Source organism: Sphingomonas colocasiae (assembly GCF_019880585.1).
Classification (GTDB): Bacteria; Pseudomonadota; Alphaproteobacteria; order Sphingomonadales; family Sphingomonadaceae; genus Sphingobium_A; species Sphingobium_A colocasiae.
In genome coordinates this window covers 20,970-41,252 of record NZ_JAINVV010000008.1, presented here as the reverse complement: position 1 = coordinate 41,252, position 20,283 = coordinate 20,970, and the positions used below count along the sequence as shown (strand labels likewise).

The 20,283-nt window shown below is 67.5% G+C and carries 18 protein-coding genes; 10 read left to right on the top strand and 8 right to left on the bottom strand.

What is annotated here, in order from left to right; genetic code table 11:
* Positions 1–77 precede the first annotated feature (77 nt).
* Positions 78–1,040: a LysR substrate-binding domain-containing protein gene (locus tag K7G82_RS16060; RefSeq protein WP_222990936.1), complete on the bottom strand. Its 963-nt coding sequence runs from the start codon at positions 1,038–1,040 to the stop codon at positions 78–80.
* Positions 1,041–1,176: 136 nt separating this feature from the next.
* Between K7G82_RS16060 and K7G82_RS16055 the strand changes: the two genes are divergently transcribed.
* Both K7G82_RS16055 and K7G82_RS16050 read left to right on the top strand, forming a co-directional pair.
* Complete coding sequence (locus tag K7G82_RS16055) at positions 1,177–2,406, top strand: DmpA family aminopeptidase (RefSeq protein WP_246623620.1); 1,230 nt, start codon at positions 1,177–1,179, stop codon at positions 2,404–2,406.
* 77 nt (positions 2,407–2,483) lie between these two features.
* Complete coding sequence (locus tag K7G82_RS16050) at positions 2,484–3,932, top strand: helicase HerA domain-containing protein (RefSeq protein WP_222990935.1); 1,449 nt, start codon at positions 2,484–2,486, stop codon at positions 3,930–3,932.
* An 18-nt stretch (positions 3,933–3,950) separates the two neighbouring features.
* Here the strand turns inward: K7G82_RS16050 and K7G82_RS16045 are convergent, their stop codons facing one another.
* Positions 3,951–5,111, bottom strand: coding sequence for an aminotransferase class V-fold PLP-dependent enzyme (locus tag K7G82_RS16045; RefSeq protein ID WP_222990934.1), 1,161 nt, complete (start codon positions 5,109–5,111; stop codon positions 3,951–3,953).
* Positions 5,108–5,857: a tryptophan 2,3-dioxygenase family protein gene (locus K7G82_RS16040; RefSeq protein ID WP_222990933.1), complete on the bottom strand. Its 750-nt coding sequence runs from the start codon at positions 5,855–5,857 to the stop codon at positions 5,108–5,110. The genes K7G82_RS16045 and K7G82_RS16040 overlap by 4 nt, the downstream gene beginning before the upstream one ends.
* Before the next feature lie 217 nt (positions 5,858–6,074).
* Here K7G82_RS16040 and K7G82_RS16035 point away from each other — a divergent pair, with 217 nt between their 5' ends.
* Positions 6,075–6,569 carry an Lrp/AsnC family transcriptional regulator gene (locus K7G82_RS16035; RefSeq protein ID WP_222990932.1) on the top strand — a complete coding sequence of 165 codons (495 nt, stop codon included), beginning with the start codon at positions 6,075–6,077 and terminating at the stop codon, positions 6,567–6,569.
* 14 nt (positions 6,570–6,583) lie between these two features.
* Here the strand turns inward: K7G82_RS16035 and K7G82_RS16030 are convergent, their stop codons facing one another.
* The 3 genes from K7G82_RS16030 to K7G82_RS16020 all read right to left on the bottom strand — a co-directional run bounded on the left by K7G82_RS16030 (position 6,584) and on the right by K7G82_RS16020 (position 9,571).
* Positions 6,584–7,231 carry a helix-turn-helix domain-containing protein gene (locus K7G82_RS16030; protein WP_222990931.1) on the bottom strand — a complete coding sequence of 216 codons (648 nt, stop codon included), beginning with the start codon at positions 7,229–7,231 and terminating at the stop codon, positions 6,584–6,586.
* Positions 7,232–7,424: 193 nt separating this feature from the next.
* The gene (locus K7G82_RS16025; RefSeq protein WP_222990930.1) at positions 7,425–8,294 is read right to left on the bottom strand and encodes a CPBP family intramembrane glutamic endopeptidase; all 870 of its coding nucleotides are present in this window, start codon (positions 8,292–8,294) and stop codon (positions 7,425–7,427) included.
* 104 nt (positions 8,295–8,398) lie between these two features.
* Positions 8,399–9,571, bottom strand: a complete 1,173-nt coding sequence (locus tag K7G82_RS16020; protein WP_222990929.1) for an MFS transporter — start codon at positions 9,569–9,571, stop codon at positions 8,399–8,401.
* Between the two features lie 171 nt (positions 9,572–9,742).
* On the opposite strand from K7G82_RS16020, the gene K7G82_RS16015 reads away from it, so the two are divergent.
* From K7G82_RS16015 to K7G82_RS15995, 5 genes are all read left to right on the top strand, one after another.
* Positions 9,743–10,651: a LysR family transcriptional regulator gene (locus K7G82_RS16015; RefSeq protein WP_246623619.1), complete on the top strand. Its 909-nt coding sequence runs from the start codon at positions 9,743–9,745 to the stop codon at positions 10,649–10,651.
* A gap of 61 nt (positions 10,652–10,712) precedes the next feature.
* Positions 10,713–11,204 carry an RNA polymerase sigma factor gene (locus K7G82_RS16010; RefSeq protein WP_222990927.1) on the top strand — a complete coding sequence of 164 codons (492 nt, stop codon included), beginning with the start codon at positions 10,713–10,715 and terminating at the stop codon, positions 11,202–11,204.
* Positions 11,188–12,129: a FecR family protein gene (locus K7G82_RS16005; RefSeq protein ID WP_222990926.1), complete on the top strand. Its 942-nt coding sequence runs from the start codon at positions 11,188–11,190 to the stop codon at positions 12,127–12,129. Before K7G82_RS16010 ends, K7G82_RS16005 begins: the two co-directional genes overlap by 17 nt.
* Before the next feature lie 83 nt (positions 12,130–12,212).
* On the top strand, positions 12,213–14,672 hold the full coding sequence (locus K7G82_RS16000; RefSeq protein ID WP_222990925.1) for a TonB-dependent receptor: 2,460 nt from the start codon (positions 12,213–12,215) through the stop codon (positions 14,670–14,672).
* Positions 14,672–15,745 (top strand): alpha/beta fold hydrolase, encoded by a 1,074-nt coding sequence (locus K7G82_RS15995; RefSeq protein ID WP_222990924.1) that lies wholly within the window; start codon positions 14,672–14,674, stop codon positions 15,743–15,745. The genes K7G82_RS16000 and K7G82_RS15995 overlap by 1 nt, the downstream gene beginning before the upstream one ends.
* On the opposite strand, the gene K7G82_RS15990 is transcribed toward K7G82_RS15995, so the two are convergent.
* On the bottom strand, positions 15,705–18,020 hold the full coding sequence (locus K7G82_RS15990; protein WP_222990923.1) for a serine/threonine-protein kinase: 2,316 nt from the start codon (positions 18,018–18,020) through the stop codon (positions 15,705–15,707). The genes K7G82_RS15995 and K7G82_RS15990 overlap by 41 nt on opposite strands.
* Positions 18,007–18,573 (bottom strand): ECF-type sigma factor, encoded by a 567-nt coding sequence (locus K7G82_RS15985; protein ID WP_222990922.1) that lies wholly within the window; start codon positions 18,571–18,573, stop codon positions 18,007–18,009. The genes K7G82_RS15990 and K7G82_RS15985 overlap by 14 nt, the downstream gene beginning before the upstream one ends.
* A 103-nt stretch (positions 18,574–18,676) precedes the next feature.
* Between K7G82_RS15985 and K7G82_RS15980 the strand changes: the two genes are divergently transcribed.
* Both K7G82_RS15980 and K7G82_RS15975 read left to right on the top strand, forming a co-directional pair.
* The gene (locus tag K7G82_RS15980) at positions 18,677–19,315 is read left to right on the top strand and encodes a peptidylprolyl isomerase (RefSeq protein WP_222990921.1); all 639 of its coding nucleotides are present in this window, start codon (positions 18,677–18,679) and stop codon (positions 19,313–19,315) included.
* A 44-nt stretch (positions 19,316–19,359) separates the two neighbouring features.
* The gene (locus K7G82_RS15975; protein ID WP_222990920.1) at positions 19,360–20,271 is read left to right on the top strand and encodes a diguanylate cyclase domain-containing protein; all 912 of its coding nucleotides are present in this window, start codon (positions 19,360–19,362) and stop codon (positions 20,269–20,271) included.
* Positions 20,272–20,283 lie beyond the last annotated feature (12 nt).

Here is a 20,283-nt window from a genome sequence, read left to right as displayed (position 1 = left end):
TCGCTACGCTCCTCGCAATGACCATGGAGGGGTAAGGTGCGTCGAGCTAGAAGGGCTTGAGCATCCGATCGTTTCGCCTATCCCGCCGCGCGCGCGAGCAGGAAGCGGCGGAGCGCGGTGATCGCGGGTGAGGACCAGCGGTCCTCGCGCGTGACGAAGGCATAGGTGCCCAGCTCCACCTGGCGCGTGCCGGGCATCCGCACTTCGACCAGCGTGCCCTGTTTGAGATCGCGGGCGACCAGATAGTCGCTCGCCAGCGCCACGCCGCGCCCGCGCCGCGCGGCGGCGATCGCAAGGTGCGCGTGCCAGAGCAGCGGACCCGCGATCCGGCCGGCGGGCGCGACGCCGTTCAGCCGCAGCCAGGCGCGCCATTGTTCGTCATGCTCCTCGTGCAGCAGGGGCGCGTCGAGCAGGTCGGCGGGCGAGGCCTGCGCCAGCCGCGCCGCCATCTCTGGATTGGCGACCGCCATGATCGACGGCCGCGCCAGCGCCACGAAGCGCAGCCCCTTGCCGCCGGGGCTGGGCGGCCAGTCGTCGCCATAGAAGCGGATATCGATATCAGCTTCGCGCGCGAGCAGGTCGGCCGCGGCATCGGTCGGGCGCAATTCGACGCGATGATCGGGATGGAGTGCTTCGAAATCGGCGATCTGGTCGGTCAGCCATTGCGCGGCGAAGCCCGGCACGCACCAGAGTTTGAGACTGCGTCCACGATGGCCGTCATTGTCCATCGCATCGGTCGTCGCGTGCGCGATCTCGGCGATCGCCCCGGAGATCCGCGCATGGAAACGTCCGCCCGCCTCGGTCAGTCGCAACCGTCCGCCGTCACGGTGGAACAGGCCGATGCCCATCCATTCCTCGAGCAGCCGGATATGGCGGCTGACCACGGCATGGTCGAGATTGAGCGCCGCCGCCGCCTTGCGGATGCCGCCTTCGCGGCCGACCGCCTCGAACGCGCGCAACGCCGCGAAAGGCGGGATCGGCGTGTGCCGCGCATCGCTGGCATCGGGCGATGATGGGGCATTATCGGTCGGTTTCGGCATCGGGCGATTATGTTGACCATCGCCACGAATACAAGCCGTCTTGGTGCGCTGGGGGCAACGCCGGTCGGCGCTTCGCACCTTGCGGTTTGCGCCGCCGTCGCGACAATCAGCCGCTATTTCATCGGCCGGGGGATATATGACCAATCGAACAGTCCGTGCGGCGCTCGCCGTGCTCGCCCTGGCAGGCGGCTTCACCGGCATGGCCGGCGCCCAGACCGCGCCCGAGCGCGCGCGCGACCTCGGCGTTCCCTTCCACGGCGAGACCGGACCGCTCAACGCGATCACCGATGTCGCCGGCGTCGAGGTTGGCCATACCACGCTGATTTCGGGCGAGGGCGCGACGAAGGTCGGCCAAGGCCCGGTGCGCACCGGCGTGACCGCGGTGATCCCGCGCGGGCGCCAGTCGACGACGCCGGTTTTCGCCGGCTGGTCGACGCTCAACGGCGCGGGCGAAATGACCGGCACCGTCTGGCTGGAGGAGCGCGGCCTGCTCGACGGGCCGATCCTGATCACCAACACGCACAGCGTCGGCATCGCGCGCGACACCGCCGTGGGCTGGATGGTCGACAAGGGCTGGAACGCGCGCTGGTTCGTGCCGCTGGTCGCGGAAACCTTTGATGGCGTGCTCAACGACATCAACGGTTTCCATGTGAAGCCTGAGCATGTCCGCCAGGCGCTGGATTCCGCGCGGAGCGGCCCGGTGACGGAAGGCGCGGTCGGTGGCGGCACCGGCATGATCTGCAACATGTTCAAGGGCGGCATCGGCACCTCGTCGCGCATCGTGAAGCAGGGCGGGAAAAGCTACACCGTCGGCGTGCTGGTGCAGTGCAATTATGGCGACCGCAAAAGCCTGCGGATCGGCGGGGCGCCGGTCGGCAAGGAACTGGCGGACAGCTATCTGCCCTGCAAGGTGGGCGGCGACGGCAAGGGCGTCCGGGCCTGCGCGCCCGCAGCCGCTCCGGTCGGTCGGGCGCGCGACGGCTCGATCATCATCGTGGTCGCAACCGATGCGCCGCTGCTGCCGCACCAGCTCAAGCGCATCTCGAAGCGCGCGGGTCTCGGGCTCGGCCGGCTGGGTTCGGTCGCCAGCGCGGGCTCGGGCGATATCTTCGTCGCCTTCTCGACCGCGAATCCGCAAGTGCCAGCGGTGCAGAGCGGCCAGGCCCAGGTCGAGATGTATTCGAATGAGGAACTGACGCCGCTGTTCGAGGCGACGGTGGATGCGACCGAGGAAGCCGTGGTCAACGCGATGGTCGCCGCGCGCGACATGACGGGGGCGGATGGATTCAAGGTCTTCGGCCTGCCGCACGATGTGCTGAAGCGGTCGATGAAGCGCTGGAACGCGGCTGGAGGCGCCACACCCTAGAGTCTATTTCGCCAAGTCGCGACGAAAGGCGCATCCGGCCCTTGCCGGAACGGTGGCATCTCGGCCAAACGGCGGCGATGACGATTCAAGTCGATATAGGCACGGACACGACAGGCAAGGGCGCTTCGATCGACCTCGAGGAGCTGTTGGCGACGCGGTTGCTCGTCCAGGGCAATTCCGGCTCGGGCAAGTCGCACCTGTTGCGCCGTCTGCTCGAACGCAGCGCCGAGCATGTCCAGCAGGTGATCATCGATCCCGAGGGCGATTTCGTGACCTTGTCCGGTCCCTATGGCCATGTCGTCGTCGAAGGCGCGGATTATTCGATCAACGAAGTCGTCAAGTTCGCCGCGCGCTGCCGCGAGCATCGCGCCTCGGTCGTGCTCAGCCTGGAGGGACTCGACGCCGAAGGGCAGATGCGCTGCGCGGCCGCTTTCCTTTCGGGCATGTTCGATGCGCCGCGCGAACATTGGTATCCCGCGCTGGTGGTGGTGGACGAGGCGCAGGTGTTCGCACCCTCCGGCGCCGTCGAGGTGACGGAGGAGGTGCGGCGCGCGTCGCTCTCGGCGATGACCAACCTGATGTGCCGCGGGCGCAAGCGCGGGCTCGCCGGGATCATCGCGACCCAGCGCCTGGCCAAGCTCGCCAAGAATGTCGCGGCGGAGGCGTCCAACTTCCTGATGGGCCGCACCTTTCTCGACATCGACATGGCGCGCGCCGCCGACTTGCTCGGCATGGAACGGCGCCAGGCCGATGCGATCCGCGATCTCCAGCGCGGCAATTTCCTTGCGCTTGGCCCCGCCATTTCGCGCCGGCCGGTGTCGATCCGCATCGGGCCCGTCGAAACCGCCGCGCGCGGCACCGGCCCGCTGCTGACGCCGCTGCCGCAGGTTTCGGCCGAGGATATGCGCCAGACCCTGCTCGACGGACTGGATGAGCCCGGCCCCGCACCGGTCACCTATGTGCCGCCCAAGCCACCGCCGGTCGAGGATGTGCTGCACACCATCGAAGTCAGCACCGCGCCCCCGCCCGAGCGCCCGGCGGCACCCGCGATCGACCCCGGCCCGGTGGTCGCGGAGGCATTGCGCGCGCTCGTCGAGGATCCGGACTCGTCATCGCGATCGGCTGCCCTGCTGTTCCAGGATTTCCAGGTGCGTTGCCGGATGATGGGCGTGCACCGGCCGCCGCTCGACGCATCGGCCTTTGCCCGGCGCCTGGGCGCCGCGCGCGCCGGCGTGTTCGAGGATATGGACGAGGAATGGGCGCCCGCGATCGCGGTGGCGCACGGGCTGCCCGACGACATGCTCGGCGCTTATCTGCGCATCGCCCGCGCCGCGCGCGATGGCGAACCGTGCCCCAGCGACGAGGAGCTCGCGCGCGTCTACGGCACCACCTCGCTGCGCCGCGCCCAGCGTGTGATCAATTATATCGAGGAGCGCCAGATCCTCGTTACGCGCGTCGACATGTCGGGCAAGCGTTCGATCACCATCCCCGCGCTCGGCTGGACGACGATGCCTGCCGCCGCCTGAGCGGGGCGTGACCGCCTGTTATGCGGCGCGGCCCAGCGGTTTGCGCTGATCGGGCCGATCCGCGCCGATCTGACGCGCCGGAAAGTCGCGCAGGATGCCGCCCACCAGTTCTGCATCCTCGATGCTGTTCCAGACATGGAACGATGCGCGCACCACATCTCCGCGCCTGTCGAAGCGACAGCCCGCATCGCCGAGCGCCGTGGCGAGGCCCTCGATATCCTCGGCTGTCAGGCACAATGTGCCGCCCTGGCGGGTCATGTCGAAGCGGCAATCCGCCGCGACTTCGAGATGCGCGATGAGCGTGCGATTCCATTCGAGCGCGGCGTCGACGCCGATCGATGCGATCGTCTCGATGCCCGTGGTTGCGAGCGAGAAGGGCGCGATCGTGGGCGTGCCGCCCCAGAAGCGCCGCGCATCGCCGGCGTAGCGGAAGTCGCGGACGTCGAAGGCGAACGGATTTTCATGCGAGAACCAGCCCACATCGATCGGCTCGATTTCCGCGACCAGTTCGCGCCGGATCCACAGGAAGGGCGCGCCGGGGCCGCCGCACAGCCATTTGACCGAAGTGCCGAGCACGGCATCGACGCCCCAGGCGCGGGGCGTGACCGGCAGGATGCCGACCGACTGCGCGGCATCGACGATCGAGAATACCCCGTGTCGCCGCGCGGCCGTCGCGATCTCGACGATCGGCGAGATCACGCCGCTGTTCGAATGGACATGCATCGGAACCACCGCCGCGACGCGCTCGTCGATCGCGTCGATCCAGCTCTGCGGATCGCCGGGGTCGACATCCTCGGGCAAGAGCTCGAGGCGATAGCCGAGTCGCTGAAGCCGCTCCATCGCGAACACCAGCGATGAAAAGGCATGCGCCGATGCGAGCAGGACGTCGCGGCCGGGTTCGCGCTTGAGGCCGGAAAGCAGGTTGAACAGCGCGGAGGAGACGGTGGGCTGCGGGCAGATCTCCTCGGGCTCGACGCCAAGCAGGCCGGATGCGGCGCCCCGGAAGCGATCGATCACGCCCAGCCAGTTGCCCCAGCCGTCCGATCCCAGTTCGGCCCAGGGCGTCAGCATGTCGTCGTCGAGCCGGGCGCGCGCGGCGCGCGGCAGGCAGCCGACCGAATGGCTGAGCAGATAGGGGCCTTCGCCCGGGACCAGGAACAGCGCGCGATGCGCGCTCATGCTGCTTCACCGGTTACGGATATGCTGTCGCGAACGCGGCCATATTGCCCGCCCCAATCGTCGGTCATGGCGACGCGCACATCCCACAGTTCGGGGAAGAAGCGGTGCCGCGCGCCGGCCTGGAGCAGATCGACCGAGCGGCCCTTGAGCGATGCCGATCCCATGCCGATCGAACGGTGGATCAGGAAGATATGGTGAGAGCGGAACTTGCCGAACTGTTCGTCCAGTTCGATCAGGGCCTCGGCGACGACATAGGCGTCGTCATGCGCATAGTCCTGGTCGTAGATCGAGCGCACGGTACGTCCCGCGTCGATCAGATAGCGCTTCTCGAAGCTGCGCCAGAGTTCCGGGATCATCTGGAGAAGCACACGGAAGCCCGGCGATTCCTGCCCGCTGCCGTTGCCGAGCTGCAAACGGATCTGCTGATATTCCTTGGGTGACATGGTCTCGAGCAGATCGAGCTGCGAGATCATCAGCCGCATGATGCGATGGCAACGGCCGAGCAGGCCGGCGACGCGATGCGCGTTGCCCGCAACCATATAGTCGTCCACTTCAAGCAGCGTGTGCGCCATCAGCTTCATCCAGAGTTCCTCGACCTGGTGAACGATCTGGAACTGGAGCTCATCGTGATTGATGAGCTGGTCGAACGGCTTCTGGCAGGACAGTAGCGCCTGAGTCGAGATATAGATTTCATAGTCGAGCTTTTCGCTCGCTCCCAACAGCGCGTGATAACGGGCGCGGTCCATTGCCTGTCTCTCCTTGCAGGGCCGTATCGATGGATCGAACCTAACATTTCGGGCGTGGCACATTGTGCCTAATCTAGGGGGCTCGGGTGACCGGATTTCGAGAATCGTTTCTCGAATATGATGAATATGAGAACGATTGATGTGTCGTGCGCGGGTTGTCATGCAATCCGGACTTGGATATCGGTTCACCGCAGCACTCGACTGAGGACGCCTCCTGATGCCGGCCGAATCCGCCCTCCCATCGCTCGACCGCATCGATCGGGAGATTGTGAGCGCGCTCGAGGGCGACGCGCGATTGTCGTTCGCGGCGCTTGCCGATGCCGTCGGCATATCGAAATCGCCCTGCTGGAAGCGCGTCCAGGCGCTGGAAGATGCGAAGGTGATCCGTGGCTATCACGCCGCAGTCGATCCGGCGGCGGTGGGGCTGCGTACCACCGCCTTCGTGCGCGTCATGGTGCGCTTCGATCTCCATCTCGCCTTCGAGGATGCCGTGCGCGCGCACCCGATGGTCATGGCGTGCCATGCCACCGTCGGCGACGCGGATTATCAATTGCAGGTGCTCGCGCGCGACATGGGCGATCTCGACGAACTGCTGCGCACCGAATTATGGCGCCTGCCCGGCGTCGAGCGTTTCGTGACGACGATCGCCATGCGCGAGATCAAGGGCGGCGGCGCGATCGCCGCCAATGCCTGGCGCAAGCGGGATCGGTAAGGCGCGACCGGCGGTCAGGCCGGCATATTCTCCAGCTCGGCGTCGTCGCCATGCAGGTTGAGCAGCGAATCCATCAGGCCGTCCTCGGCGCTTGAGCAGACGCCCAGCACGATCGCCTCTTCGCAGCCCTCGGCCGTGACATAGGCATGGCCCATGTTCGAATCGAGATAGATCGACGCGCCTTCGTCCAGCGTGACGGGATCGTAGAATTCGGTGTGGACGACGATCCTGCCCTTCACGACATAGACGAACTCCTCGCCGGGGTGGCGCACGGGCTCGCCGAATTCCTCGGCCGATTTGGCGCGGATGCGCGTGATCAGCGGGATCATCCGTTTGCGGCGCAATTCGGTGCAGAGATAGTGATAATCGTAATTCGGCGTGGTGACGCGGATCGCGCTCTCCAACTCGCCGATACTGCGCCGCGCGGTCACTTGCGTCTCGGCGGCGGGGTCGGTTTCCGCGAACAGTTCGGACATGCGGATGTTGAGCCGCTGGCTGAGCTGGAGCAGCTTGTCATAGGTGAGCGTCAGCCGGTCATGCTCGACCTTGGACAGCGTCGAGATCGGGATGCCGCTATGGTCGCTCATTTCCTTGAGCGTCCAGTTGTTGCGCGTCCGTAGACCGCGCAACAGCGTGCCGAGCGTGGGTTGGTCGCCCTTCATGCGATGATCGCTCCATCGACAGGGGAATGATCCGCATTGGCGGTGTCCGGCATTTCCATGGAGTGATTCATTGTCTCTTGATTGGAACTCATCGCTTCAAACGGCTCATTACATATGATCTGGATATGGCTTGCGCAATCGGACGGGCCGTAAATCCTGCGATCGGGTGACAAGGGTGATCCCGGCGCATCGATCAGGACGCGATCGCGGGCTGCGAAACCTGTCCGCGCCGCAACCAGAACCAGATCGCGAAGCCGATCAGCACGGCGGGCACGACGATGCCGAATTCGTCGATCGCATAGGCGGTGGCGGTGCCGCGTTCGCCGGTCAGTGGCGTGAAGACGGCCTGGATGAACAGGTTGTGGCTGGCGTGCAGGATCGCGCAGGGCCACAGGCTGCCGGAACGCAGGCGGAGCCAGGCCATGATCATGCTCACGCTGAAGACGAGCACCATGAAGCAGGGTGCGGCAACCCACCATTCGGTGCCCTGGTTGTAATCGCCGAACAGCAGCAGCGGCATGTGCCAGGCGCCCCAGATCAGCCCGACGATGAACACGCTGGGCGTGAAACCCGTCAATGCCGCCATGCGTGGCGCCAGGAAGCCGCGCCAGCCGATCTCTTCGCCCAGCCCGGTCGCGAGCGAGGTGACGAAGCCCGCGGTGGCCGCGAGCAGGACATAGCCGATGACGACGATCGCCGGTTCCGCATTCTTCCAGCCGAGCATCTCCGCGAATTGCGCGACATTCTTCGCGTCGGCGAAGCCGCCAAGGCCGGTCAGCCAGATGATGAGATAGGCGATCCCGGCATAGCCGAGCGGGATGAGGTAGCCGGCGAGGTTCCACCGGTTTTCGCCCCAGCCCCAGCCGAGCGACGCCAGGTCGAGCTTGCGGATATGGACGGTGAGCAATGCGCCGACCGCGGGCGCCCACATCAGTCCGGTGATATACAGGCGCAATCCCTGCACCGGCCCGGCGCTCAGGATCAGCGCATAGAAGATGCAACTGATCGCCAAGGTCAGCACCAGGAAAAGCGATACGTCGCCCGTCAGTTTGCCCCTGTCCATCCCATGTCCCCCGTCCGACGCGATTGGATCATATTTCGCGAAGCGTAGGACGGCCGGGTGTTTTCTCCAAATGGAAAATATCTGGTTCGATCAGGATTGATTTATCATGGGCATGCGTTGGCGAGTTGCGCGGCCCGGGGTTTGCGGCGCAGGCCGATGACAAGCGCGAGCCCGGCACCCGCCATCGCCGCGCCGGCGAGCGACACCGCCGGATAGCCGAGCCCGGCCCCGATCACGCCGCCGCCCAGCGCGGCGCCGATGGCATTGCCGAGATTGAAGGCGCCGATATTCATCGCGGAGGCGAGGTTGGGGGCGCTCGCCGCTTCGGTCATCACGCGCATCTGCAGCGGCGGCACCAGCGCGAAGCTCGCCACCCCCCACAGGAAGATCAGCACTGCCGCCGGCGCCGGCCAGTGCATCATTCCGGCGAACAGGATCAGCAGCAGCACCAGCGCGCCCAGCGCCGCGATCAGCGTGCCGTCGACCGAGCGATCGGCATAGCGGCCGCCCAGCCAGTTGCCGACGGTAAGGCCCAGGCCATAGAGCACGAGCATGGCGGTGACGAACATTGTAGACGCATGCGCCTCCACGCGCAGGATCGGCGCGATATAGGTGAAGACCGTGAACATCGCGCTCGATCCGATGACGGTGAGCGCGAGGGCCGCCAGCACTGGCCCGCGCGTCAGTTCGCGCAGTTCGGCGCGCATGTCGGTTCCCTGGTCGGCGGGCAGATCGGGCAGCGCGAAGCGCAGCGCCGCCAGCGTGACGAGGCCGAGCAGCGCGATCCCCCAGAAGGCGGCGCGCCAGCCCATCAGTTCGCCCGCCCAGGTGGCGAGCGGCACGCCCGCGATATTGGCGATGGTCAGGCCCATGAACATCGCCGCCACCGCGCCGGCGCGCTTGTCGGCGGGCACCACGCTGGCCGCGACCAGCGATCCCACGCCGAAAAAGGCGCCATGGTTGAACGAGGTGATGACGCGAGAGACCAGCAGCATCGCATAGCCGTCGGAGATCGCCGACACCAGGTTGCCGACCGTGAAGATCCCCATCAGCAGCATCAGCAAGGTGCGGCGCGGCACGCGTCCGGTGGTCAGCGTCATCAGTGGCGCGCCGATCAGCACGCCCAGCGCATAGGCGCTGACAAGCAGCCCGGCCGCCGGAATCGAGACGCCCAGATCGTTCGCGATCACCGGCAGCAGTCCCATGGGGGCGAATTCGGTCACGCCGATGCCGAATGCGCCGATGGCGAGCGCCAGGAGCGGCGGGTTGATCTTCATGGGGCGCACCCTTTCATTTTTGATTGCGTCAGCCTGCGCGGCGCTTGAGCGAAACGATCCCGGATGCGCCAGCATCCTCGGGATCGCGTACAAATGGCGCTTCGCGGCAATGTCCGGTAGACGGCGTGCAGGCGAAGCATCTGTGCGTGGGAATCAACAATGGCGCGCGAAATGATCGATCGGTCGGGTGAGATGGAGGCGTTCGTCGCGGCGATCCGCGAGGGCAGTTTCTCCTCGGCGGGGCGGGTGCTGGGGCTTACCCCCTCGGCGGTGAGCCGCATCGTCGCGCGGATCGAGGCGCGGCTGGGCGTCCGGCTGATCGTGCGCACCACGCGCCGCATGATCCTGACGCCGGAAGGCGAGGCCTATCATCTGGCGGCGCAGCGGATCCTGGCGGACATGGCCGAAACCGAGGAAGCGATCGCCGAGCAGGCGGCGCCGCGCGGCCGGTTGCGGGTAAGCGCGGCGCTCGCGCATGGGCGGCTGTCGATCGTGCCGCTGCTGGAGGAATTCGTTCAGCTCTATCCGCACATATTGGTCGATATCAGCCTGGGCGACACGCTGGTCGATATCGCCGGCGGCCGCGCCGATATCGCCATCCGCTTCGGTCCGTTGCCCGACAGTTTGCTGACCGCGCGGAAGCTGGGCGAGAATGGCCGCACGATCGTCGCCTCGCCCGATTATCTGGCGCGGATGGGCACGCCGGACGTCCCGGAGGATCTGCACGCGCACAATTGCCTGAACTTCAATTTCCGCCGGGCGGAACCGGTCTGGCCCTTCCGCCGCGACGGCCGCGATTATGCGCTGGGCGTCAAGGGCAATATCGAGGCGAACAATGGCGAAACCCTGGTCCAGCTCGCGCGCCAGGGCGTCGGCATCGCGCGCGTCGGCAGTTTCCATGTCGTCGACGATATCGCGGCAGGGCGGCTGGTGGCGTTGCTCGAACCCTATAATCCCGGCGACCGCGAGGATATCCATGCGGTCTTTGTCGGCGGCGCGAACACGCCGGCGCGCGTGCGCGTCTTCGTCGATTTCCTGGCCGAGCGGCTGGCCGCCGGCAGGGTGAGGCGGGCGAACTGAACCGAAACCCACTTGCGCCGCCGCCGCGATGCGCGATCCTCGCGCGCGAGAGGAGGGCCGCATGGCCGATCACGGCTTCCGGGCGAGATTGATGCAATATCTGCGCGCGCGGACGCGTGCCGGCGACGATGCGGAGGATATCGTGCAGGAAGCCTATACACGGCTGTCCGCGCAGCCGCCCGAACGGCCGATCGTTGATCGCGAGCGCTTCCTGTGGCGGACCGCGCTCAATCTTTCGGCGTCGCTCGGCCGCCATCAGCGCGTGCGCACGACCGCGCATGCCGACCGCGCGGTGCTCGATCTGCTCCATCCCGCCGCCCCGCCGCAGGACGAGGTGCTGGCGATGCGCGAGCGGCTGCGCCTGGTGGAGGCCGCGATCGCGGACCTGCCCGAACGCACGCGCGAGATCTTCATCGCGGTCCGCGTCGACGGGCTGACCTATAGCCAGGCGGCGGCGGCCTTCGGTATCTCGTCGAGCGCGGTGGAAAAGGCGATGGCGCGCGCCGTGGCGAAGCTGACGATGAAGGTGAACCGCATTGACCGCGAAGCCTGAGCCGGTGGACGAGGAGAAGATCGTCGAGGCCTCGGTCTGGGTCGCGCGCCTCCAGTCGGACACACGCGGGCCGGAGGTCGAGCGCGATTTTCGTGTCTGGCTCGATGCCAGCGCGGCCAATCGCGCGGCGTTCGAAATGACGAGCGAGACCTGGGATCTGGCGGGTGGCGCCAGGGCCGCGGCGGGGCCCGCGCGCCGTTCGCGACGGCCGCTCGCGCTGGCGCTTGCCGCCAGCCTGGCCGTCGCTGTCGGCATCGGCGGCTGGTATGCGCAGCGCCCGGCGCCGATTGAGACCGCGGTGGGCGAGCAGCGTTCGCTGCGCCTGGCCGACGGGTCGGTCGTGACGCTCAACACCGCGACGGCGCTGACCACCGCGTTCGACGCCGATCGCCGCCTCGTCCGGCTCGATCGCGGCGAGGCGTCGTTCGAGGTCGCGAAGGATTCGCTGAGGCCATTCATCGTCGAGGCCGGCGGCACCCGCGTCGTGGCGGTGGGCACGGTTTTCGATGTCCGCTTCGTCGATGGCGGCCTGTCGGTGACCTTGGCCGAAGGCAAGGTCCGCGTGGTCGAACCGTCCAGGGCCGGCGTCGCGCCCGCCGAGATCGAGATGGTTCCGGGCCAGCGGCTGCGACAGGCGACGCCCGGTGCGCGGCCGATGCTCCAGGCGGTCAATCTCCAGACCGCGCGCGCCTGGCGCGCCGGGCAAGTGGTGTTCGGCGATACCCCGCTGGGCGAGGCGGTGGCGGAAATGAACCGCTATGCCGATCAGCCGATCGCGATCGACGATCCCGCCGTCGCGCGATTGCGGATCAGCGGCGCCTTCCGCGCCACCGACAGCGCGCAGTTCGCCCGCGCGGTTTCGGACATTTACGGGCTGGCGCTGACCAGCTCTCCCCAGGGGCAGCGCCTCGGCAAGCCACGCTGAAAAAAAGCGGGTGGGGTGTTCCAGGGGGACGCGCGTCTATGGCGTGCTGGCGAATGGCCGGCGTCATGAAGACGGGGGATGGAATGGGGCACCGGGGTTTGCGCGATACGATGATGGCGGCGGCGGTGGTCGCGGCATTGGCGCCCGTGGCGGCCCATGCCCAGGCGATCGATTTCGATCTGCCCGCGCAATCGCTCGAAGCATCGTTGAAGGCGGTTTCGCGGCGGACCGGCGCCAACATCATCTTCGCGCCGGCAACGGTGGCGGGGCAGACGGCGGCACGGCTGAAGGGCAGCTTCACCGCGCGTGACGCCGTCACCCGGCTGATCGCGCGATCGGGCCTGGCCGCGAGCGTCAACGCCGACGGCACGATCCTGATCCGCGCCGCGTCGGCCACGCGCATCTCTGAAGAAACCGGCGCCGATGCCGAAGCGGAAAGCGATGCCGAGATCGTCGTGACCGCGCAGAAGCGCAGCGAGAAGCAGCGCAATGTGCCGATCTCGATCAGCGTCGTCGGCGGACGGCAGATGGAGCAGTTCGGTGCGGGGCAGTTGACCGATGTCGGGCCCTATATTCCCGGCCTCCAGATCGACAGCACCGGCACGCCGGGCCAGGCGACGGTGTCGTTGCGTGGCATCGCGCCGATCGGGGAGAGCACGACGGTCGGCACCTATCTGGACGACGCGCCCGTCGGCGCCAGTTCGATCTACGCCCGCAGCGCCGGCTTCACGCTCGACCTGCTGCCTTATGATATCGAGCGGATCGAGGTGCTGCGCGGCCCGCAGGGGACGCTCTACGGCGCCAGCTCGATCGGCGGGCTGCTCAAATATGTGACGGTCTCGCCCCGGCTCGACGCTGCTTCGGGCAAGGCCGGCGGGGAGACGTTCGGCATCCGGGGCGCGGGCCATGCCGGCTATGCGGGGCAGGCGATGGTCAACCTGCCGATCGTGCAGGATCGGCTGGGCCTGACCGCGAGCTACGCCTATCGCAAGGCGCCGGGCTATGTGGACAGCCTCACCACCGGCAAGCGCGACGAGAATGGCTATGAACAGCGCGGCGGACGCGTAAGCCTGTTGTGGAAGCCGACCGACGATCTCTCGGTGAAGCTGTCTGGACTGTGGCAGACGATCGACGCCGACGGCAATGCCAATGTCGTCGAGGATCTGGTGACCGGCGAACGCATCGGCAATGGTCTCTCGAACAACAATTACCTGCCCGAGAGCTTCCGCAAGACGCTGAACTATTATGCGGCGACGATCGATTACGATCTCGGTTTTGCCGCGCTGACCGCCGCCGGTTCGTACAATCGCACGCGCACCAGGCATGTCCGCGATACCAGCCGCGCCTATGGCGTGCTGTTTCCGCTGTTCGGTGCGCCGGTCGGTCTCGCGCCCTTCACGCTCGATCTCGACATAAAGAAATTCACGCAGGAAGTGCGGCTGACCTCACCCACCAATGACCGTTTCGAGTGGCTGATCGGCGGTTTCTTCACCCATGAGAAGACGGGGCAGGAGCAACGGCTCGGGGCGTTCGACATGAGCGGCAATCCGCTTCCCGGCCTCAATCCGCTCGCGATCGCCAGCCTGCCCGCCCGATATCGCGAATATGCGGTCTTCGGCAACGCCACCTACAAGTTCAGCGACCGGTTCGACGTGACCGGCGGGCTGCGCTGGGCGCGCAACGAACAGCGCTTTCGCCAGATCAGCAGCGGCGCGATCGTGCCGACCGCGAACACCCCCGGAACTTCGGCGGAAAGCGTCGTCACCTACAGCGTCAGCCCGCGTTTCCACCTGAACCGCGACACCATGCTCTATGCGCGTGTCGCCAGCGGCTACCGGCCCGGCGGCCCCAATGTCGTCCTGCCGGGCGTGCCGCCGACGGTGGATTCGGATTCGCTGGTCAATTACGAGATCGGTCTGAAGTCGCTGCTGTTCGATCGCAGCCTGACGCTCGACATCGCCGCTTTCTATATGGACTGGAAGGACATCCAGCTTCTCGTCAATTTCGCGGGCGGCACCGCTGGCTTCGCCAATGCGGGTTCCGCGCGCAGCCAGGGGTTCGAGGCGACGATTGCCTGGCGGCCGATCGACGGGCTGACCCTGGGCGCCAACGGCGCCTATACCGACGCGCAATTGACGGCCGATGCGCCGCCCAGCCTGGGCGGGCGCGATGGTGACGGGCTGCCGCGGATTCCGAAGTTCAGCGGCGCGCTCACCGCCGATTACCGGTTCCGTGCGGCCGACAATGCGGAAATGCAGATCGGCGCGGGCCTGCGCCATACCGGGCGGCGCCTGTCCGACGTGACCAGCGCCAATCCCCTGCTCTATCCGGTTGTCGCGGACGCCTATGGCGCGATCGACCTCAACGCATCGCTCACCCTCTCCGAACGCTGGACCGTGCGTGTCTATGCCCGCAACTTGCTGGACAGCGACGGCGCGATCACGCGTACGCTGTCGCGCGATGCGCTCAACCGGCCCAATTACATCCTGGTCACGCCGGTCCAGCCGCGCACCGTCGGCCTCGCGGTCGAGACGCGTTTCTGATGCCCGCGCGCCGCTGGCTGAAGCGCATCGGGCTCGGTGTCGTGGGCGTTGCGGCGGCGACCATGATCGTCGGGAGCGGCTATGAGGCCTTTGAACGGCGGCAGGCGGCATCCGCCTATCCGCCGACCGGCCGGCTGGTCGATATCGGCGGGCGGCGGATGCATATCGATTGCCGGGGCAGCGGATCGCCCACCGTGATCTTCGAAGCCGGGCTGACGCTGTCGGGATCGCTCTCGTGGAGCAAGGTGTTCGGTCCGGTCGCGTCGTTCACGCGCGCCTGCGTCTATGATCGCGCCGGCATCTTGTGGAGCGATCCCAAATCGGGGCCGCAGGATGCCGCCGCGATCTCGCGCGATCTTCAGGCGACGCTGGATGCCGCGGACGTCACCGGCCCGCTGGTGCTGGTCGCGCATTCGATCGGCGGGCCTTATGCGACGGTGTTCACGCAGGACCATGGCGACCGCGTCGCCGGCCTGGTGTTCGTCGATACCTCGCATCCCGACCAGATCGCGCGGTTCCGCCGCGTCACCGGCGCGGACACGCATCCCCGCACGATGGTGCCGACGATGAAGGCGATCGCGGCCTGGTCGTGGATGGGCGCGGTGCGCCTGGCGGTCGGCGGCAAGGAACCGCCCCAGGGGCCGCCGGCGATCGTCGCGGAGACCACCGCATTGTCGCATCGCTCGATCACCGGCGCGATCGCCGAACTCGAAGGGTTCGACCGGACGATGGCGCGTGCCGGCGCCGTGCGGACTCTGGGTAACCGGCCGCTGTTCGTGCTCACCGGCGTCGCGCCCTATTCGCCGGAGATCCTGAAGGACATGAAGCTGAACCCGCAACAGGGCGTGCGTTTCCAGGCGGAGCTCAAGGCGTTGCACGACGATCAGGCATCCTGGTCGACGCGGAGCTGGCATCGGGTGTTGACGGACGCCAACCATTATGTCCAGATCGATCGGCCCGATGCCGTGATCGACGCGACACGCCGGGTGGTCGAGCTCGTTCGCCGGGGCGCGGCGACGGCGCAGCGGACTTCTACGCCCGGTTCCGGCAATAGCGCGCGCGCGCCTCGTTGAGCAGCCGCTGGGAATAATCCCGGTCGATCTCGATGAACTTGCCGTCGCGTTTCAGCCGGCCGAACATGATGTCCGCCTGGTCATAGGTTCGGCAGGCTTCGGCGGTGCGGCCATGTTCGGCCTGGAGATCGCCGAGCGCGGCGATGGCGATGGCATAGTCGCGCAGCCGCATCGCTTCCCCGGGCTGGGCGAGCCAGGATCTGCGACGTGTCTCGACATTGGCCGCCAGCATCGCGACGGCCTCGTCCGCGCGGCCCGTTCGGCCCAATGCCTGGGTATAGGCGATCTCCTGGATCCGCAGCATGCGCTGCGCATCGGCATTGTCGCGATCCTGCGCGATCAGGGCCCGGATTTCGGCCAGTCCCTGTTCGAGCATGGGGAGGGCTTCGGCGGCGCGATCGATATCGATCAGCGTGGTGCCGAGCGCCCAGGTGGCGCGCGCGAAATTGCGGCGGATCCTGGCGTCGTCCGGCCAGCGCGCGCGCGCGTCGGTCAGGATCGCGAGCTGCCGGCGATAGGGGGCGACCGCGCCGGGATGATCGCCGCGATAGAAGATGCTCTCGCCAAGAATGTCGGCCATGCGCGACGAGAGCAGCGCCGCCTCGCGCGGATCGGCGGGCAGGGACTCGCGCATAGCCGCGCGCGCGGCGGCGATCGCCTCGTCATAGCGATTCTGCCAGGCGCGCAGCGTGGCGAGTTCGGTCTGATATGTGGCGCGCAGTCCCACGCCCACGGCTCCGGACGCATCGATATCCCGGCTGGCGGCGGTCATCAGCGCGTCGGCACGGACGAGGGCATGGTCGTAGATCGTGATCTGCCTGGCCAATGCGATCGCGATCCGCGCGCGGACCAGCGCCGCGTCGGGGCCCGGCAGGCCTTGGGCAAGGTTCGCCGCACGCTCCAGATTGCGGCGGGCATGGGCGGGCTGGCCGAGATTGGCCTGGCCCGGATCGCCCTGCTGATCGGCCAGGCGGATCAGTCCCTCTGCGGCCTCGATGCGGGTGGCGGGCGTGGCGCGCGGATCGGCGGCCATGCGATCGAGATAGAGCTGGAGCCGTTCGGCGATCCGCGTCCGCAGCCGCAGCGAATTGGGCTGGCGCGCCATCTCCGCCTGCAGATCGAACAGCAGATAATGCGATACCGCGCGCAGATCGGCGATGCGCTGCGCCTCCGCCGTGCGCGCGCGCTCGGCGCGGACATGGCCGATCGCGCCGAAGGTCGTGCCGCCGAGCATCGCGAGCAGCGCGATGGCGCTCGCCGCCACGCCGAAGCGATGGCGGTGCGTGAAACGGTTCAGCCGATAGCGAAATGAGCGGGGATGCGCGCGCACCGGAAGATCGGCGAGCCAGCGATCGAGATCGGCGCCCATCGCCTCCATGGTGCGATAACGATTTGCCGCTGCCGGTGCGGTCGCGCGCATGACGATCGCCGTCGCACCCGGATCCGCCGGACGATCCGCGACAAGATCGCGCAGCACCAGCCCCAGCGCATAGATGTCGTCGGCGACGTCCGCCAGCGCGCCGGCCGCGCGTTCCGGGCTCGCATAGGCGCGCGTCATCGGCTGGAGCGCGGGGCCGGCGTCGCCCGCCCCGCCGATCAGTCGCGCGATGCCGAAATCGAGCAGCTTCACCATGTTCCGGGGGGTGACGAGCAGGTTGCCCGGCTTGATGTCGGCATGGACGATCAACTGGCCGTGCGCGGCCTCGACCGCGCGCGCGGCGTCGCGCACCAGCATGATCCGGGTGCGCAGGTCGCAATCCTGCGCGGCGCAATGCCGGTCGATCGCGTCGCCTTCGACGAGTTCGGTGATCAGATAGGGCCAGCCGCCCTCGCTGACGCCGCCGTCGATGATGCGCGCGACCCCGGGATGGTCGAGCCGGGCAAGCAGGCGGCGTTCCTCGACGAAACGGGCTTCGGCGCCGGCCGAGACGATGCCGGGGCGGATGAGCTTGACCGCGACGCGATGCTCGAACAGCCCGTCGTCGCGGATGCCGCGCCAGACTTCGCCCATGCCGCCTTCGCCGATCAGCGCGTCGAGGCGATAGGCGCCGACACGCTCGGGCCGCTCGCCGGGAAAGACCGGCGCATCGGCGTCGAAGGCGGTGGCGAAGGATTCGGCGCTCCGGGCCTCGGCGGCTTCGAGCGCCGCGACCTCGGCCAGGATCTCGGGCGAGGCGTCGGCGAACAGGGTGGCGCGTTGCGGCGCGCCGGGCGGAAGGTCGAGCAACTGCTCGAACAGCAGCAGCGCCCGGCGCCTGGCTTCAAGCGTGGGCAACGGCCCCGTCCGTTTCGAGCCCGTCGGTTTCGAGATAGCGTTGAAGCCAGGCACGCGCAGCCTGCCAGCGCCGTTTCACCGTGCGGGTGGTGATGCCCGTCGCCGCGGCCGCCTCCTCCACGGTCAGGCCCAGCGAGAAGCGCAGCTCGACGATCTCTGCATGGTCGGCGGAGACCTGGGCGAGCGCGCGCAGCGCATCGTCGAGAATGTCCAGCTCGATCTGCCTGCGTCCGCCGCCCGGCCATTCGGTGAGCGAATTCGGCGCCTGGCGCTTGGCGGCCCTGGCGCGACGGATCTCGTCGATCAGCGTCTGGCGCATCACCCGGGCGGACAGGGCCAGCATATGGCCATGCCCGTTCACATCGATGCGATCGAGCCCCATCAGCCGGATCGCCGCCTCATGCGCGAGGTCGGTGGGCTGGAACGACAGATCGCCTTCGCCGCGGATCATCGCGCGCGCGGTGCGGCGCATCTCCGCATAGCAATCGATCAGCAGAACGCGCGGCGGCGCGGCGTGCTCCGCCCCTGCGTCCTGCCCGGCCGCGACATGCATGGTTTCGAGTCCCCGACGATTGACCCCCGCGCATAAGATGCCGCCAGCCCGTACCCGTCAAGTCCGCTGGGTCTCGCGGCGGGAATTGCGCTAAGCTCGTCCGATGCTGAGACGATTCGTACCATTGGCGCTGCTCTATCTCGCCGTTTCACCCGCTGCGGCCCAGCCGCCCGCCGCACAGGTTCCGCCGGCGGTCGCCGCCGATGCGGCGAAACCGGCGACGGTACGTGTCATCTTCCAGACCGGTGAAGGGGCGATCGTGCTCGAGCTGGAAAAGGAGCGGGCGCCGATCACCACCGCCAATTTCCTGCGTTATGTCGATCAGAAGCGTTTCGACGGCATCAGTTTTTATCGCGCGATGAAGCTGGGCGACGGCTTCGGGCTGATCCAGGCCGGGATCCGCGCGGACATGAAGAAGCTGTTGCCGCCGATCAAGCACGAACCGACCACCCAGACCGGATTGTCGCATGTCGATGGAGCGATCTCGATGGCGCGCGATGCGCCCGGCACCGCCAGGGCCGATTTCTTCATCTCCGTCGGCAATCTGTCGTCGCTCGATGCCGATCCGTCCAAACCCGGCGACAACCAAGGTTTTGCGGTGTTCGGCCGCGTCGTCGAGGGCATGGATGTCGTTCGTCGCATCATGGACGCACCGACCTCCGAAGCCGCCGGCGAGGGGTTGATGAAAGGCCAGATGATCGCCGCCCCGGTCAAGGTCGTCGCCGCGCGGCGCCAGCCCTGACGAGTCTCACGGGGAACAGCGTGCCTCGACACAGGATCGATACATTGCCGGCAAGACCCGGCATGGCGGGATCGGACGACCTGCTCGCCCGTGCCGCCTTGCGTGCCGGCATCGGTGCCTGGGAATGCGATCTGTCCACCGAGGCGCTGACCTGGACGCGCGGCGTGTTCGAGCTGTTCGGCATTCCCGAGGATGCCCAGGTCACCCGGCCGGACGCCGTCGCGATGTATTGCGAGGATTCGCGCGACGCGATGGAGAGGCTGCGTGCCGAGGCGATCGCGCGGCGGCGGGGTTTCAGCCTCGATGCCCGGATCCGGCGTGCCGACGGTGCCTATCGCTGGATGCGGCTGACCGCCGATATCGTTTGCAGCGCCGGCCGCCCCACCCATCTTTACGGGCTGAAGCGCGACATCACCGACGAACGCGTGCGCTGGGAAGCGCTGCGCCGCCTGGCCGAACATGACGCATTGACGGGCCTGGTCAATCGCGCGGTCTTCCAGGCGCGCTTCCTGGATGGGGAACTGGTGGATTCCGGCATGGTGCCATTGGGTGCGCTGGTGCTGTTCGACATAGACGGTTTCAAACAGATCAACGATGCGGGCGGGCATGCCATGGGGGATGCGTGCCTCGAAACCGTGGCGGAAAGGCTGGCCGCCGGTTTTCCCGATGCGCTGATGGTCGCGCGCATCGGCGGCGACGAATTCGCGGTGCTGTGCCGGCCATGCCGGTCGCGGCGTGCGATCGACATGCAGGTCGCTTCCGTACTCGATCGGCTGTCCGCGCCGATCCTGCGCTCCGGCGAACCGTCCAGCCTCAGCGCGTCCGCAGGGATCGCATATGCCGCGGATCCCTTCGTTTATGATGCGGAAGCGATGTTCGTCGCTGCCGACGCGGCCTTGTACGTGGCGAAACGCGCCGGGCGGAACACGCTGCGCTCCGCCGATATTCCGGGTTAATCATGTTCTAAT

What these genes read in the sequence shown, in the direction of transcription:
- K7G82_RS15995 (WP_222990924.1), top strand. Translation starts at nt 14,672, where the DNA reads ATGCCCGCGCGCCGCTGGCTGAAGCGCATCGGGCTCGGTGTCGTGGGC.
- K7G82_RS16000 (WP_222990925.1), top strand. Translation starts at nt 12,213, where the DNA reads ATGGGGCACCGGGGTTTGCGCGATACGATGATGGCGGCGGCGGTGGTC.
- K7G82_RS16045 (WP_222990934.1), bottom strand. Translation starts at nt 5,111, where the DNA reads ATGAGCGCGCATCGCGCGCTGTTCCTGGTCCCGGGCGAAGGCCCCTAT.
- K7G82_RS16025 (WP_222990930.1), bottom strand. Translation starts at nt 8,294, where the DNA reads ATGGACAGGGGCAAACTGACGGGCGACGTATCGCTTTTCCTGGTGCTG.
- K7G82_RS16040 (WP_222990933.1), bottom strand. Translation starts at nt 5,857, where the DNA reads ATGGACCGCGCCCGTTATCACGCGCTGTTGGGAGCGAGCGAAAAGCTC.
- K7G82_RS16030 (WP_222990931.1), bottom strand. Translation starts at nt 7,231, where the DNA reads ATGAAGGGCGACCAACCCACGCTCGGCACGCTGTTGCGCGGTCTACGG.
- K7G82_RS16020 (WP_222990929.1), bottom strand. Translation starts at nt 9,571, where the DNA reads ATGAAGATCAACCCGCCGCTCCTGGCGCTCGCCATCGGCGCATTCGGC.
- K7G82_RS16060 (WP_222990936.1), bottom strand. Translation starts at nt 1,040, where the DNA reads ATGCCGAAACCGACCGATAATGCCCCATCATCGCCCGATGCCAGCGAT.
- K7G82_RS16015 (WP_246623619.1), top strand. Translation starts at nt 9,743, where the DNA reads ATGATCGATCGGTCGGGTGAGATGGAGGCGTTCGTCGCGGCGATCCGC.
- K7G82_RS16035 (WP_222990932.1), top strand. Translation starts at nt 6,075, where the DNA reads ATGCCGGCCGAATCCGCCCTCCCATCGCTCGACCGCATCGATCGGGAG.
- K7G82_RS16055 (WP_246623620.1), top strand. Translation starts at nt 1,177, where the DNA reads ATGACCAATCGAACAGTCCGTGCGGCGCTCGCCGTGCTCGCCCTGGCA.
- K7G82_RS16050 (WP_222990935.1), top strand. Translation starts at nt 2,484, where the DNA reads ATGACGATTCAAGTCGATATAGGCACGGACACGACAGGCAAGGGCGCT.
- K7G82_RS16010 (WP_222990927.1), top strand. Translation starts at nt 10,713, where the DNA reads ATGGCCGATCACGGCTTCCGGGCGAGATTGATGCAATATCTGCGCGCG.
- K7G82_RS15985 (WP_222990922.1), bottom strand. Translation starts at nt 18,573, where the DNA reads ATGCATGTCGCGGCCGGGCAGGACGCAGGGGCGGAGCACGCCGCGCCG.
- K7G82_RS15980 (WP_222990921.1), top strand. Translation starts at nt 18,677, where the DNA reads ATGCTGAGACGATTCGTACCATTGGCGCTGCTCTATCTCGCCGTTTCA.